At 62.4% G+C, this 14,079-nt stretch carries 14 protein-coding genes and 1 pseudogene; 5 read left to right on the top strand and 10 right to left on the bottom strand.

The window, feature by feature from the left end; genetic code table 11:
- Nucleotides 1-161 precede the first annotated feature (161 nt).
- From ACUN0E_RS19840 to ACUN0E_RS19860, 5 genes are all read left to right on the top strand, one after another.
- Complete coding sequence (locus ACUN0E_RS19840; RefSeq protein WP_445567695.1) at nucleotides 162-1,559, top strand: cytochrome ubiquinol oxidase subunit I; 1,398 nt, start codon at nucleotides 162-164, stop codon at nucleotides 1,557-1,559.
- A 25-nt stretch (nucleotides 1,560-1,584) separates the two neighbouring features.
- Nucleotides 1,585-2,586 carry a cytochrome d ubiquinol oxidase subunit II gene (locus ACUN0E_RS19845; protein ID WP_445567696.1) on the top strand — a complete coding sequence of 334 codons (1,002 nt, stop codon included), beginning with the start codon at nucleotides 1,585-1,587 and terminating at the stop codon, nucleotides 2,584-2,586.
- Between the two features lie 268 nt (nucleotides 2,587-2,854).
- Nucleotides 2,855-3,139 carry a winged helix-turn-helix domain-containing protein gene (locus tag ACUN0E_RS19850; RefSeq protein ID WP_445567697.1) on the top strand — a complete coding sequence of 95 codons (285 nt, stop codon included), beginning with the start codon at nucleotides 2,855-2,857 and terminating at the stop codon, nucleotides 3,137-3,139.
- 89 nt (nucleotides 3,140-3,228) lie between these two features.
- The gene (locus tag ACUN0E_RS19855; RefSeq protein ID WP_445567698.1) at nucleotides 3,229-3,441 is read left to right on the top strand and encodes a hypothetical protein; all 213 of its coding nucleotides are present in this window, start codon (nucleotides 3,229-3,231) and stop codon (nucleotides 3,439-3,441) included.
- Nucleotides 3,442-3,609: 168 nt separating this feature from the next.
- Nucleotides 3,610-4,281, top strand: coding sequence for an ATP-binding protein (locus ACUN0E_RS19860; protein WP_445567699.1), 672 nt, complete (start codon nucleotides 3,610-3,612; stop codon nucleotides 4,279-4,281).
- Nucleotides 4,282-4,368: 87 nt separating this feature from the next.
- Here ACUN0E_RS19860 and ACUN0E_RS19865 read toward each other — a convergent pair whose 3' ends face one another.
- From ACUN0E_RS19865 to ACUN0E_RS19910, 10 genes and pseudogenes are all read right to left on the bottom strand, one after another.
- Complete coding sequence (locus ACUN0E_RS19865) at nucleotides 4,369-4,782, bottom strand: DUF3331 domain-containing protein (protein WP_445570482.1); 414 nt, start codon at nucleotides 4,780-4,782, stop codon at nucleotides 4,369-4,371.
- 94 nt (nucleotides 4,783-4,876) lie between these two features.
- Nucleotides 4,877-5,119 (bottom strand): hypothetical protein, encoded by a 243-nt coding sequence (locus ACUN0E_RS19870; protein WP_445567700.1) that lies wholly within the window; start codon nucleotides 5,117-5,119, stop codon nucleotides 4,877-4,879.
- Entirely contained in the window at nucleotides 5,106-6,053 is a 948-nt protein-coding gene (locus ACUN0E_RS19875; RefSeq protein ID WP_445567701.1) for a helix-turn-helix domain-containing protein, read from the bottom strand. The genes ACUN0E_RS19870 and ACUN0E_RS19875 overlap by 14 nt, the downstream gene beginning before the upstream one ends.
- A gap of 340 nt (nucleotides 6,054-6,393) precedes the next feature.
- Nucleotides 6,394-7,077: a response regulator transcription factor gene (locus tag ACUN0E_RS19880; RefSeq protein WP_445567702.1), complete on the bottom strand. Its 684-nt coding sequence runs from the start codon at nucleotides 7,075-7,077 to the stop codon at nucleotides 6,394-6,396.
- Nucleotides 7,067-7,819 (bottom strand): annotated as a pseudogene (locus tag ACUN0E_RS19885) (sensor histidine kinase); the annotation flags it as partial. The gene ACUN0E_RS19880 and the pseudogene ACUN0E_RS19885, both read right to left, overlap by 11 nt.
- Before the next feature lie 661 nt (nucleotides 7,820-8,480).
- Entirely contained in the window at nucleotides 8,481-8,918 is a 438-nt protein-coding gene (locus tag ACUN0E_RS19890; protein ID WP_445567703.1) for a PRC-barrel domain-containing protein, read from the bottom strand.
- A gap of 190 nt (nucleotides 8,919-9,108) precedes the next feature.
- On the bottom strand, nucleotides 9,109-10,068 hold the full coding sequence (locus ACUN0E_RS19895) for an HlyD family efflux transporter periplasmic adaptor subunit (protein ID WP_445567704.1): 960 nt from the start codon (nucleotides 10,066-10,068) through the stop codon (nucleotides 9,109-9,111).
- A gap of 56 nt (nucleotides 10,069-10,124) precedes the next feature.
- Nucleotides 10,125-10,325, bottom strand: a complete 201-nt coding sequence (locus ACUN0E_RS19900) for a DUF1656 domain-containing protein (protein WP_408329387.1) — start codon at nucleotides 10,323-10,325, stop codon at nucleotides 10,125-10,127.
- Nucleotides 10,309-11,832, bottom strand: a complete 1,524-nt coding sequence (locus tag ACUN0E_RS19905) for an efflux transporter outer membrane subunit (RefSeq protein WP_445567705.1) — start codon at nucleotides 11,830-11,832, stop codon at nucleotides 10,309-10,311. The genes ACUN0E_RS19900 and ACUN0E_RS19905 overlap by 17 nt, the downstream gene beginning before the upstream one ends.
- A complete protein-coding gene (locus ACUN0E_RS19910) occupies nucleotides 11,805-13,976 on the bottom strand; it encodes an FUSC family protein (protein ID WP_445567706.1) in 2,172 nt (723 codons plus the stop codon). Before ACUN0E_RS19910 ends, ACUN0E_RS19905 begins: the two co-directional genes overlap by 28 nt.
- Between the last annotated feature and the right edge of the window lie 103 nt (nucleotides 13,977-14,079).

Consider the following 14,079-nt stretch of genomic DNA (forward strand, 5'->3'; position numbering starts at 1 on the left):
CAAGGAGCCGCAATCGGCGTGCGCGCCGCGCGTACCGATCGGCGTGCGAATATGAAACGGGCGGGCGTTTGAACAAGCGCAGTGCTCGACAGCAAGCCATGATTTGCACTTCATGTTCCTCAACGAACGTCAAGTCACGCTTCGCACCGCGGGAGTTCATCATGCATCTCACTGGCGTACTCGATCTGTCGCGCGCCCAGTTCGCAATGACAGCCATTTTTCACATCATGTGGCCGATCCTGACCATCAGTCTTTCGGCCTTCCTCGTACTGATCGAGGTATTGTGGCTGCGCACCGATAACATCCATTACTATCGGCAAGCGCGTTTCTGGAGCAAGCTGCTGGTGCTGAACTTTGCGGTGGGCGTGGTCAGCGGCATCCCGATGGAATTCCAGTTCGGCACCAACTGGGCAGGTTTTTCCCGTTACAGCGGACAGTTCTTCGGCAACATCCTTGGCTTCGAAGGCGCGATGGCCTTCATGCTCGAGGCAGGTTTCATCGGCGTAATGCTGCGCGGCTGGGGTCGCGTGCCGCGCGGCGTGCATCTCTTCGCCACCTCGATGGTCGCGCTGGGCTCCAGCATCTCCGCGTTCTGGATCATGGTCGCCAATTCGTGGATGCAGACGCCGGCGGGCATTGCGGTCGAGAACGGCAAGATCGTCGTGACCGACTACGCCGCCGCGATCGTCAATCCGGATATGGTCTGGGGTGTCACGCACATGTGGGTCGCGGCGATCGAAACCGGCATGTTCGTGATCGCCGGCATTTCCGCGTGGAACCTGTTCAAACGCCGCAATCCGGATTTCTTCGCACGCTCATTCAAGATCGCGTTGCTGGTGCTCGTATTCGCCGCGCCGATCCAGATCTGGCTCGGCGATTCGAGCGGCGGCAGCGTATTCAAAACGCAGCCGGCAAAGGGTGCGGCGATTGAAGGCAACTGGATTACGAACAAGCCCGGCACCGGTGCGTCATGGTCGTTGCTCGCGTGGCCGAACCAGAAGGCTCAGCGCAACGACTGGTCGATTGAAGTGCCGGGCATGCTGAGCATTCTCAGCACCCATACGCTGCACGGCCAGGTCAAAGGCCTCACCGATTTCCCGCCGGCCGACCAGCCGCCGATGATTCCGCTGCTGTATTACGCGTTCCGTGTCATGGCCGGCATCGGCTTCGCTTTCATGGCGCTGGCGTTCTGGACTGTATACGTGCTGCGCAAGACGCGCGGCGACCTCGAGCGCCTGCTCGCTCAACGCAAGCTGCTGCTCGCATGGGTGCTGTGCATTCCCCTGCCCTATGCGGCGGTCGAGGCCGGCTGGATCGTGCGCGAGGTGGGCCGCCAACCTTGGGTCGTGTATGGGCTGTTACGCACGAAAGACGCTGTGTCGAGCGTGGCGCCGACGTCGGTGACCCTGAGCATGGTGATGTTCTTCGCCTTCTATGTGGTGCTGCTGCTCACCTTCTTCGTGCTCGCGCGCAACTGGCTGCGCACCGGTCCCGATCTCACGTTGATTCCGCCTGCGCCAGTCAAAGCCGAAGCAGCGGCGAGTGTCACCGGGTACTAACCCATTCCCGTTACGAGGACATCTCATGGACAACTCGATTCACACGACGCTCGCATTCACCTGGTTCGGCCTGATCGGCCTGATGCTGGCGTTCTACGTGGTCACCGACGGCTTCGACCTCGGCATCGGCATACTCAGCCTGCTACGCGAGCGCCGCGAAGATCACGACGTGATGGTGCAGACGATCGGCCACGTCTGGGACGCCAACGAAACGTGGCTCGTCGTGCTCGGCGGTGCGCTTTTCGGGGCATTCCCCGAGGCGTATGCGCGGCTTTTGCAGGATCTGTATCTGCCGGTCATGGCGCTCATCGCAGGTCTGATCATGCGCGGCTCCGCGATCGAATTCCGCCATAGCGCGACGCACGGTCCACTGTGGGACAAGGTGTTCGGCATCGGCAGTCTCATCGCCGCGATCGCCCAGGGCGTGGTGCTCGGCAAGGTCATCACGGGACTCCTGCCGGGCGAACTGAGCGGCGTGTTCGTCGCCGTTTCAGCGGTCGGCGTGGTGGCCGGTTATTCATTGCTCGGCTCGACCTACCTCGTCAACAAAACCGTGGGGGAGCTCGAACAATGGGCGCGCCGTCTCGCGCTGCTGAGCGCCTTCATCACGGTCGCCGCGGCCGCGCTGCTGACCGCAGCGACCTGGCTCATCAGCGCGGTCGGCCATGACCGCTGGACCCAGCGCGGCGTGTTTCATCTGCTGATCGGGCTCGGCGCGGCCGCGGCCTTCGCATTCGCCTACGTTGTGGGCTCACTCTCTATGGGAAGATCACGCGCGCCATTCCGCGCGTCGGTCGCCCTGTTCGGCGTGTCGTTCATTGGCCTCGCAGTCAGCCTCTTTCCCGACTTCATTCCGGGCAAGCTCGGTATTGTCGAAGCGGCATCCGACTCTTCGACACTCGTGTTCATGCTGATCGGGATCGGACTCATCTTCCCGGTGATGATCGGCTACAACCTCTACCAGTACTACATCTTCCGCGGCAAGGTAATGGCCGGTTCACACGCGGCTGAGCGGCCCTCGCATTAAGCGCCTGAAGTCCAGCCCGGGCCCGATGTACGGCCGGCTGGACGACCGCATGGCAATGCTTGCGGGCGGGTAGCAAAGTGCGTTGCCGCAGCCGCAAGCGCCCGCCTGGCGGGGCTGCTAACGGTTCCTAGCAAAGGATAACTGACGCGCTAAAGGGCACGCCCATGGGAATAAGTGCTGATGGATCAGGACGCCATTAACTTTCCTTCATTGGGGTACTAAATCATGAAACTGGGACGTTTCGACATTGATCTGGGAATGCCGTCGCTTGCAACTGGATGGCCAACTCGTCTGCCTTGGTTCCAGCGCCTTTGACATTCTGGCGGTGATCGTCTGCGCAGGTGGGCGTCCGGTGACGCGAGACGAGTTGATGAATGCAGTATGGCCAGGCGTCATCGTCGAAGAAGGCAATATCGATGTGCACATGTCTGCGCTTCGCAAAGTACTCGGCGCGAATCGGGATCTCATCGTCACGGTGCCCGGTCGCGGATACCAGCTTGCACGGCCTCATATCAGTCGGCGCCGGAGCAACCCCGGTCGTCGGCAACGGTGAAACCTTCCTTGCCGGCCCGTCGAGCGGCGCTTGTAGGACGGGATGCTGCGACCCGTCAATTACGCGAAGCATTGGATCGAGCGCCGGTCGTGACGCTGACCGGCACGGGTGGGGACGGCAAGATAAGTCTCGCGATTGAAGTGGCACGCCAGGTGGCCTTCCAGTTCGACGAAAACGTCTCGTTCGTCGAGTTGGCTCCTGAACACAAAGGAGGCGGCGCTGCGCGCGATCATGGAAAGCTGTGGGCTACCGGTGGAAAGCGGCTGCGTTACCGTCCCGTCTCTCGCGGCGGCGTTTTCTGAAACGCCACGACTGCTGTTGCTCGACGGCGCGGAGCATATTGTCGGCAGCGTGGCGGAAATCGTCGAGCCGTTGCTCTCGCAAAACGATGCGCTTCGGGTGCTGGTCACGAGTCGGGAACCATTGCGCATCCGCTCGGAGATGCTCTTCAAAGTCGACCCGCTGGGGACGTGCCGAAAGCCGATTCCAGCGATGCAGACATTCTGCGAAGTCCCGCCGTCGACCTGTTCATTCAGCGTGCGAATTCGCTGCAGGCAAACGTCTGCGCCGATAAAAGCGAAGTTCGGCTGATCGGCGAGATTTGCCGCAGACTGGACGGCATCCCGATTGCGATCGAGCTGGCCGCGGGCCGTGCGGAGGCGCTGGGCGTCGAAGGTGTGCGTCGGCGCCTGGATGACCGTTTGGCGATTCTGACCGGCGGCTATCGCACCGCCATGCCACACCACCGAACGTTGCGCGCAACGTTTGATGCAAGCTTTGCGCTACTGAGCAAAACCGCTCAATGCCTGTTCCAGCGCCTGTCCCTATTCAACAGTCCGCTCACCTTCGACTCGATGCGCGCCGTCGTGTGCGATATGGAACTGCCCGAAGAGGACGTGATCGATGGAGTCGGCGAACTGGTGGCGAAATCGCTTGTGAACGTCATTCTCGACGAATCGGAAGCGAAGTATCGGCTGTTCGAATCCACGCGCGCGTATGCCGCCGACAAGCTGCGGGATAAGGCCGACATGCGGCTGGTTGCGTCGCGCTATGCGCAATTTGTTTCGATGAACTTCGCGGTGGGCTCCAACCGTCATCACGCGGCTGCTGACGCTCCGGCGGATTCGCTGGTCATCGCATAGAGATACGTGCAGCTGCAAGGATGACCAGCGAGTCGTCAATCATCAAGGAAGCAACATTCGACCGCTAAATCGACTAAAGCGTCGCGCTCAGAGTGCGACGGCGTTGTCGAGTACGGTGCGCAGAATCATCGCGCCGGAGTTGAGCGGCACGGGGCGGCAGGGACGGGGCTTGTAGATCGCGTCGCCCGGCTGGATCCCGCGTCCGCTCATGGCGCAAACGCCGGTCACGCGCGCGCGGCTTGCGTGCCAAACCTGATCGCCATAGGAACAGCGGGTCGGGTCGCGCCATATGACCGTCGCGGTCGACTTCGACGGCCGGTCGATCACATGCACCTGGACTTCAAAGCGTTTTCCCATGACCGGTAGGTCGCAATTCTTGCGGCCGTTCCGGGAGACCGCCGCGGCCAATTCGTTGACGCCGGCGTCGGTGTCGCCGGACAGGACAGACAGCAAACCGAGAGTTTGCATCCAGGGATCGGTGAAATTCGCATTCGCCAGCATGATTGCACTCCTGTTTCGGATAATCCAGTTGATCATCGAGGCGGCTCCAGAGAGGTTGCCCATCCAGCAGCTCTGGCACGTCCGGTTGCGCTGCTCAAGCACCATCCTCCAGGCGTGCCGGGATGGCGCCGTGGCCGTTTCCGCCACCGCCGCCGTTACCGCCACTGGCTGAGGTCTTGCTGTTGAGCAGTACGCAGGCCAACAAGGTCCGGGCATCGCGAGCACGTCCCACGCTTTCCAGCGATGACATTCCGTCATTGAATAGCCCGTTTCCGGACTGCCGCAGGAATATTTCGCTGACTTCCAGAAACGCGTGAATCTGTTTAGCGATCGGCATTCGCCTTCCTCCTCCAGCAAAATGGGGTCTCCCCTACCAGGCGTTTGAACACCGTCGTAAAGTGAGCCTGCGATCGGAAGCCGCAGCTCAACGCAACGTCGAGCACGTTGTGTCTCGACTGGGCTAGAAGATGTTGTGCGTGTTCGATCCGGCGTCGCAACAGGTATTCGTGCGGACGCATGCCAGTCGCGCGACGGAACTGCGAAGCGAAATGCATGCGGGTCAGCCCCGTGCTGCTGGCAATGTCCGCCAGCCCGATCGATTCGGACAGGTGCGCGTCGACGTATTCAATCGCACGGCTGAGCCGCCATGAAGGCAAGGCACTCGCTTCGCGGGTCTGCCGTTCGGCAACCGTGAAGTGGCGTGCGATCACGCGCGATACGATGGCGAGACTGACGCTGTCGGTGAAGACCTTGCCGAGCGCGGCGTCGTCGGACTGCGACACAGCAAGCGCCTGACCGAGACGTTCGAGCGCCGGGTCGCGCACGAGCTTCGGATCGTCGATACGGATCTCGCCCGCATGCGGGTGGCCGAACACGTCTTCAAAGCATTCGCCGAGCACCTGCTGGGAGACGAATAGATGCAGTACGTCGCCCGGCGACTCGAACACGGCGCGGCACGGCACCTCCGGTGCGGTGATCTGCACCGCGCCCGCCGTCACCCGCCCGCGCACAAGCACCCTGCCGGCGTGCACGAACGTCAGCGACGTGCACTTCAGGTTCATGGCAACGCAATGAAGCGCCGCGCTACCCGGATTGACAACCTCCAGCGGCTGGGCATCGTTCCGGGTCCAGCGCGACACGAGAATATTGCTTCGCTGCCGCGCGCTGGCATCAGCGTCGCCGGGAGTGCGCCATTGATCCTCCACGGCGATCGGGCTACCCCGACTCCTCTGGACGACGTGCGCAGCGGGCGAAGTCAACGAGCTGATCATGATCTGGTCATCCGATTGGTGGTGAGACAGTGCCCAATTGATCGGGCCCTGTGATGGCTCCAAGGTATCGCACCGCAAATACTCCAACTAGCCCTACATACGGTTGCCCGCAATGACCAATGGTAGGGTCGACTCATATCCAGGTTTAGTCATGCCCCGAAGGATGCGGACAGCACGCCCCCCGTCTGGCTGCCGCGGGCGCCAGAACATGGGGATTAAGACGGGATAGAGGCGGTTTTCTTGCCAGAAACGGTGAGCTGCCTATACACAGGTATGAGATCGATGCCGGTGATAAGCGCGTGCACCATGCGCCAACAACGGACCGTCCCGCACGATGCGCTCAGGTACGCGAGTTGCGCGCCGCCGTCATGCCTTGCGGCGCCTTGATGCCGAGCGCCTCCGCCTTCAGTACGAAGTCGGCGAGCGAACGCGCGCCCATCTTGCGCATCGCCTGGCCGCGATGAATCTTGACGGTGATTTCGCTCAGATTCAATTCGCCCGCGATCTGCTTGTTCATCAGCCCGGCCGCGACAAAGGCCATGACTTCGCGCTCGCGCGCGGTCAACGACTCGTAGCAAGTCCGCAGATCCGCGACGGACCGGCTGGCCGCGCGTCGCGCCTCGTCGCTCGCCAGTGCATTCGCGACAGCGTCCAGCATGTCCTGGTCACGGAACGGCTTGGCAAGAAAATCCTGCGCGCCGGCCTTCATGGCTTTGACTGTCATCGCGATATCGCCGTGCGCGGTCATGAAGACGATCGGCAAACCGAATTGACTGGCCGCGATCTGCTCCTGCACCGCGAGTCCGCTTTGACCTTTGAGACGAACGTCGAGGATCAGACAGCTCGGCACATCCGGCATGTCGTAGGCGAGGAATTCCTGCGCGGAGCCGAAGGTTTCGACGCCGAGCCCGACCGAACGCAGCAGCGTGCTGACAGCCTCGCGCATCGACTCGTCGTCGTCCACGACATAGACCATGGTGCGGCCCGCGTTGCCGCCGGCATTGCTATGCACATCACTGCTCATGACATCTCCCTTCATCAACGGGCAGGATGAACTGCAGCACCGCGCCGCCCGCGGCCGGTGATTCTGTCCAGATGCGGCCGCCGTGTGCCTCGACGATCGAACGGCAGATCGACAACCCCATACCCATGCCCTCGGCCTTGGTTGTAAAAAACGTATTGAACAAACAGCCGCTGTTTTCCTCACTGATCCCCGTGCCTGAATCCTGCACGATCACCTGTGCATGCGCGTCGTCGAACCGGCGCGTGGCGATCAGGAGCTTGCGCGGCCCGCTCACGTCGGCCATGGCCTGGACGCTGTTCATGATCAGATTGATCAGTACCTGCTGCAGTTGCACACGATCGCAGCATGCGGTGGGCGGGGGCGCCGCGAGGTCGATGGTAAACTCGACACGGTGGCGCTCGAGTTCGAGCCGCATCAGTTCGATCGATTCGCCGACGATCCCGTTCAGATCCACTGCAACCGGTAGACGGTCGCGCTTTTTGGCCATCGAACGGATCCGCTGGATGACCTCATCCGCGCGCTTCGCGTCGCGGATCATCTGCGCGACAGATTGCGCCGCCTCGTCGATCTCCGGTGTGGGACGGTTCAGCCAGCGCAATGCGGCACCGCCGCACGTCACGATCGCCGCGATCGGCTGCGTCACCTCGTGCGCAACCGAAGCGGCCAGCTCGCCGAGCGTGGTGATGCGCGTGACGTGAGCGAGTTCCGCGGTGGAGCGCGCGAGCGCTTCCTGAGCGAGCTTGAGCAGTTCGACCTGCTCGTGCAACAGCGTCGTCGCGGCCAGGTTTCTCAACGCCAGGATCGACGTCGTGGCGATCGCCAGCAGGCTCACCGAGCACCGCGCAATCGCGCCGCCAGAATAAGCGCCATCGTGCGACATCAGGAAGCCGAGCAGCGTCAGCGCCACACAGCCCCACGCTGCGGCGATCGTGGCCGGGCGGTTGCCGGCCGAAGCGACCAGCAGCACCACCACCACGTAGAACACGCCTACCGCGATATCAAGGGGAGTCAGCGCATCGATCCCGAACACGGCGAGCGCGATCACGGCGGCGAGCGTCGACACGACGCGGACGTCGGGACGCGCCGTGGGGGAAGCGCGTCGGCAATTTCTCATGGCGGGCGGATCAACAGGCCGCCAGCCGGCAATTGGCCGGAACGGAACAGACAGGCGTAAACATAGGCGTTCGAAGCGGCGTTCGTTGACGAATACCGGAAGCCTGTCCATCTGGATGACAGCCAGTATGGCTATCAGTGCGCATGACACTCAGACCTACCGGTGACCGATAGCTTTTAAGCTGAATGTGATCATGCGCGAGCCCGTGTCAAACGCGATACTTATTTTTCCTTAATCGTTCCAAATTCGCCGCTGCGTGGCGCCCCCCGGCGCCGCGCATGCGCGCCCGTCAGTGCTGACCGTATTCCTGGCGTGCCACCGGAATGGCGCGGACCTTCGCATACTGAAAGGCCGGAATCGACTTGACCGCGTCGCGCGTGGCGCCCGCCCACACGAGCTTGCCGTTCACAAAGTCCAGTTGTGACATCGGAATCGCCACGTCGTGCTGCGACACCCCGAGAAACTGATGAGCCGCCACGACCGCGAACGATGCAGCGTTATCCGGCGCGATGATGATGTCGTGGAGGACCCCGACTTTCTCGCCACTGTCGTTATAGATGCTCTTGCCCAGCAGACTCTTGGTGGTACTCCAGCCTTCGACGATGAGCTGGGACTCCTCCACGCTGACGCCAATGGTCTGCGTGCCTGCGACTTGTGCGCTTGCCGACTGGCACACCGCGCCAAACACCGACGCGACCAGAAATACAAGTGCCCACTTTGCCTTCATGATTATTTTCTCCAGGAAATACGTTGGTTTCAAAACGATAAATAGCAACAGGATGGCGGCGCCTGGGGGGTGGCGTGCCGGTGTCGCGCTGCCCCTTACTTTGAACCGGTTACGCTCGCGGTGTTTTCGAATTCGCACGGTGTCTGCGTTCACGTACTCAAATTGCGGCGCCTTGCGCGCCGCCGTCAGATCAATGGCTGCGCTGAGGCCGCAGCGTCACCGTGCAGGTCATGCCCATCGCGAGCTTGACCCCGGCGGGAATCTGATCCAGATGAATTCGCACCGGCACACGTTGCGCGAGCCGCACCCACGTGAAGATCGGGTTGACGTCCGCCAGCAGATCCCCGTTGCTGGTTGGGTTATCGCGATCGGCAATACCGCTCGCCACGCTGTCGACATGCCCCTGGATGTCCTTGCCGCCGGACATCAGCCGCACGACTGCCTGATCGCCGACCTGCACGTGCGGCAGCTTCGTCTCTTCGAAATAGCCATAGACCCAAAACGAATGAGAGTCAATCAGCGCCATACGCGCGACGCCGGCGGTCGCGAAATCGCCGGGATACAGGTTCAGGTTGGTGATGTAGCCATCCGACGGCGCGTGCACCTCGCTGCGCGTCAGGTTGAGCAACGCGGTCTGCCGCTCAACCACGGCTGCCTTGTACATGGCTTCCGCCGCGCTATAGGCAGCGACATCGGCGGAATAAGACGAAGCGGACTGCTTCGCGAGCGACGCCGAATCTTGCCGGCTCTCGTCCGAGATCACATCGCCCGCGAGATTGGCCCGACGCGCCGCCTGCGCGCGCTTCATCGCGACGCTGGTTTCGCTGGCGGTCATCTGGGCTTTGGCCTGGGCCATCTGTGCCCGGGCCCGCTGAAGATCCGCGTCGGCTTGCGCGACGGCATAGTGGAAGCGAGCCGGATCGAGCACGAACAATACGTCGCCCTGGCGTACTAACTGGTTGTCCTTCACGCGCACTTCGCTGACCAGCCCCGACACATCGGTTGCGACCTGCACGACCTTGGCGCGAACCCGGCCATCGCGGGTCCATGGCGAAAACATATAGTCCAGCCACAGCATGCGAACCAGCACGATCGCCACTACCAGAAGGGTTAGCGTGAAACCTGCGCGCAGGATGGATTGCGTTTTCATCTTCGTTACCGGGCGGGAGCTGTCAGCGAATTCACGGGACCTGTGGTGTTCAATGTTCATTGCAACAGCAGCAGCGAAGCGCCGCTGAATAGCGCGGCGAACAGCGCGACCCGGAACAGGCCGGGATGCCACGTATAGTCATAGAAACCAAGCCTGGCCAGCACCAGGTCGAGGACGATAAACAGCAGCACACACCCCGCGAGAACCGGCAGCAGACCAGGTACGAGCAAGGAAAACAGATCAATTTCGCCCGGCATCGTCCGCTCCTTGCAACACCTGGCCGGGCGGCGCCGACGCAAAACCGCCACCCAGCTCCTTCATCAGGAGCGCCCACGAATCGAGGCGTTTGGCCTGGATCTGCGCGAGGCTCTCCTCCTGCTGCAATTGTTCGTTCTGCGCCGCCAGCACATTCAGGAATTCGGTAATGCCGCTGCGGTAGCCCGTATCGGCGAGCCGGAAGGAAGCGTGCGCAGAATCGAGCGTGTTTTCAACCGACGCCTGCTGCTGCCCGAGCGAGCGCAGCGACACGACTTGCGTCGCAACCGCCTGCATCGCATTCACCACACTCTGGTTGTACGCATCGACGGCAGCGTCGCGAGACGAGACGGCCACACCGTAATTGCCGCGACGGCGTCCACCGTCGAAGATCGGCAGCGAAATCGCAGCGCCCACACCATGACCCACGCCGTCGCTGTTCACGAAGTTGAAGAAGCCGCCGAACGTCGCCGCGGAGCCCAGCGACGCGGTCGCTAGCAGGTTGATGTCCGGATAAAAATCCGCGTGCGCGGCGTCGATGCCCTTATCCGCCGCGAGCACGCGCCAGCGCTCGGCCGCCACATCCGGCCGATGCCCGATCAGTTCAGCCGGCAGCGAGGCCGGCAACACCAACGGCACGTTCAGCGCGAGGCTCGGACGGCGCAGCGAGTCGCCGTAGCCAGGCCCCTTGCCGATCAGACCGGCGATGCTTATTCGCGTCAACGCAAGTTGCTGCTCCGCCTGCTGCACCCTCGTTGTGCTCATCGCGAACTGGGTCGACGCCTGACTGACTTCGAGTCGGCTGCCGACACCCGCGCGCCAGCGGCGCGTTGCGATGTCCAGTGAGCGCTGCTGTTCGTTCTGCACGGCATGGTAGACATCGAGCAAGGCGTACTGCAGCTCCAGTTGTACGTAACTACGCACCACTGCGGTCTGCAGTTCGATTTCCGCGAAGCGCGCGTCCGCGGCGACGGCGTGCACATTGTCGAGCGCGCCTTCGCGGATCGCGCGCGACTTGCCCCACAGGTCCAGGTCATAGGACAGGTCGGCCTCGATGCTGTTGCTCCACACCGTCGTGCCGCCGGGCGGTGCCGGCGTCGTGTAGCGGGCATAACGTCTGCGCTCGAACGAGCCACCCGCATTGAGTTGCGGCAACTCGTTGGCGCCGGCGATCTGCGCCTGGAATCTCGCCTCGTCGATGCGCGTTTCCACGGCGCGCAAGCCGGGGTTGCCGGCGGTGGCGTCCTGAACCAGCGTGTCCAGTTGCGGGTCGCCCCACTGCCGCCACCAGCTATCGGCCGGCCATTTCGCATCTTGCTGGGTAGCGCGCAATGCAGCGCCGGGGTCGAGCGTTGCCGGGTCGATCATCGACGCTTGCGTGTGAATGCCGCCGCTGTTGATACATCCGCCCAACAGCCACGCACATGCGAGAGCGGCGGCCGCCGATCGACTCGTTGTGGACACGCCCAGGCAACGCACTTTCATGCCCGCTGCCCCGCTGGTTGCCATAGGGACAAGGTATCGTCCAGCAGCGCGAGCTCGGTGAAATGCAGCAGCGCCCGCATCCGGCAGTGCGTGAGCATCGTCGCATCGACCGCACTATTCTGCCCAAACGGCAGCGTATCCAGCGCCCTTCGCGTCGCAACCAGCGCGGCGTCGGCGGCCTGCGGCGTGACAGCGGTGAACACGTCGGCGAGCGCCGCCAGCCAGGTGGTCTGCGCGTCGAGCCATCCAGCCGGCAGCCTCTCTCCGAGCTGTTCGGTGTCCAGCCGCATCTGGATCATCGCGCGGCCGATCTCCAGCGCCGCGAACGCCCAGCCAATCAGGTGATTGCGGTCCACTCGCGCATCGGCCGGTGCCGACGCGATCTGGATAATGAAATCACGCAGACTCAATTCGAACGTGTAGAGCAGATCGTCGAGCTCGTCGTCCCGCGCACTATCCGACACCAGTGTGCGAATCTGTTTGAGGTATTGAGCCGAGATCCAGTCGCCCGCGCGCGGCACGATGATCGAAAATGCGGCGGCCGCCGTCGCGATACCGACCAGCAAGGCAAAGCCGGTGTCGAGGTAAGCGCTTGGGTTGTAGACGGTCGGATTCGATATGCCGACGATGAAGCAGAAATAGATGTTGAAACCAAGCCCGAGGATCGACGTTCTCGCAAACGTATTCACATAGCTGCCGATCATCACGAAAATCGCAATCGATGCGGCGAGCAACTCGAAACCATCGACGCGCGGCAGCAGAAAAAAGTTGAACGCGAAGCCGGCGAGCCAGCCCGCGAGGCAACCACAGAATATCTGCCAGCTCGCAACAGCAGGGTTGGGCACGAGCGCAAACAGCGCGCTCGTAATCGCCACCGCGACGATCGCGCTCGATCCGCCCACCCATCCCGACGCGAGCCATGCCGAGCCGACCAGCATCACCGCCACGGCCGCACGCGTGCCGGCGATGAGCGCAGCCGTACGGTTGGCCGTGGCACGGGTTCTACCGATGCGGCCGATGGCATGGATCACCGACTGCGACCACGGCAGCCGATCGACCGCGCGTGCATCGACATAGTTTCTGCAATACAGGCGAAGATCGGCAATCGAGAAGAACAGCGCGGAGCCGGTGGTCGCAACGAACTGTCGTTGATGCGGCGACAGATCCGCGAGTGAATGGATCAGCCGGCCCAGTTGCGCGGGCAGTGCCTGCTCGAAAGCATCGAGACGGCTCAACAGTGTCTCGACCTGGTCGAGCGTGATCAGTTCGAGTTGCGCCTCGGCCGGCACGATCGCGAGCAGCGCGTCGATCAGTTCATCGACAGCCGCGATCGCACGCGGATCGGCCTCCACGGCGACGCGCGCCTTCAATTGATGCAAGGCATGAATCCACGCGACCGTGTCGAGGAAACTCCTGTCGAGATCGAGAAAGACATGGTTGAAGAGGCGTATCGACGGGTCCTCGAATACCGCCCCGCTACGCAAACTTTCTATCCCGGCGCGCTCGCGGATCAGGTCGAGAAACGTGTCGAAACCGACAACGGTCGTCGCGCGCCCAAGCATCGCATGCACTGCGTTCAACAGGTTCGTGAAGTTTCTGCGACTCGACGCGTAGAGCGCCGGCGTGACAGGCTGCGGAAACACCACCGCGCTAACAAGACTTGCACACACCACGCCGATCACCACTTCGCTCACGGTAAACACGACGTTATCGAAAACACCATAGGGATTGGACCAGGCCGGCATCGCCGTGATGGCCGTACCGTAACCCGTCAGGACGAAACCGTAGGATTGAAAATTGCGGTAATACGATGCGCCGAATACGCACGCGCCGATCCACGCAGCCAGCGCGATAAAGAACAGTATCGGCTGCTGCGGAAACAACGCGATGATCAACAGGCCGGCCATACTGCCGCACACCATGCCGAGGCCGCGATAGAAACCGCGCGCGATCACCATGCCGCTTTGCTGGTGCATCATGACGATCACGACCGAAACCATGGCCGTGGCCGGCGTGCGGAGTTCCAGCCGCATGCACAGTCCCATCGCGAGGCTCACCGCGGCAGCCACCTTCACGATATGCACGAACCGCGGGCCGTCGTCCTTCCAGTACGTCTTCAACTCGTCCCGCCATCGCGGCGAGGCTGGGCTGTCCGTCAGCAAAGTCATAAGCTACTCGTCAGTTCTGCGTGCTGCTGCCGCAAGTGGGTCCGAGCCAGTTCGACGATCTCATAGCCGCTTCCGTGACGATCGCCCGCATCCAATCCGCTCA

The sequence above is a fragment of the Paraburkholderia sp. D1E genome (assembly GCF_052682275.1).

Excerpts from the sequence above, each read along its gene's own strand:
- ACUN0E_RS19840 (WP_445567695.1), top strand. The coding sequence starts at position 162 with ATGCATCTCACTGGCGTACTCGATCTGTCGCGCGCCCAGTTCGCAATG.
- ACUN0E_RS19845 (WP_445567696.1), top strand. The coding sequence starts at position 1,585 with ATGGACAACTCGATTCACACGACGCTCGCATTCACCTGGTTCGGCCTG.
- ACUN0E_RS19865 (WP_445570482.1), bottom strand. The coding sequence starts at position 4,782 with ATGCTGGCGAATGCGAATTTCACCGATCCCTGGATGCAAACTCTCGGT.
- ACUN0E_RS19870 (WP_445567700.1), bottom strand. The coding sequence starts at position 5,119 with ATGCCGATCGCTAAACAGATTCACGCGTTTCTGGAAGTCAGCGAAATA.
- ACUN0E_RS19875 (WP_445567701.1), bottom strand. The coding sequence starts at position 6,053 with ATGATCAGCTCGTTGACTTCGCCCGCTGCGCACGTCGTCCAGAGGAGT.
- ACUN0E_RS19880 (WP_445567702.1), bottom strand. The coding sequence starts at position 7,077 with ATGAGCAGTGATGTGCATAGCAATGCCGGCGGCAACGCGGGCCGCACC.
- ACUN0E_RS19890 (WP_445567703.1), bottom strand. The coding sequence starts at position 8,918 with ATGAAGGCAAAGTGGGCACTTGTATTTCTGGTCGCGTCGGTGTTTGGC.
- ACUN0E_RS19895 (WP_445567704.1), bottom strand. The coding sequence starts at position 10,068 with ATGAAAACGCAATCCATCCTGCGCGCAGGTTTCACGCTAACCCTTCTG.
- ACUN0E_RS19900 (WP_408329387.1), bottom strand. The coding sequence starts at position 10,325 with ATGCCGGGCGAAATTGATCTGTTTTCCTTGCTCGTACCTGGTCTGCTG.
- ACUN0E_RS19905 (WP_445567705.1), bottom strand. The coding sequence starts at position 11,832 with ATGGCAACCAGCGGGGCAGCGGGCATGAAAGTGCGTTGCCTGGGCGTG.
- ACUN0E_RS19910 (WP_445567706.1), bottom strand. The coding sequence starts at position 13,976 with ATGACTTTGCTGACGGACAGCCCAGCCTCGCCGCGATGGCGGGACGAG.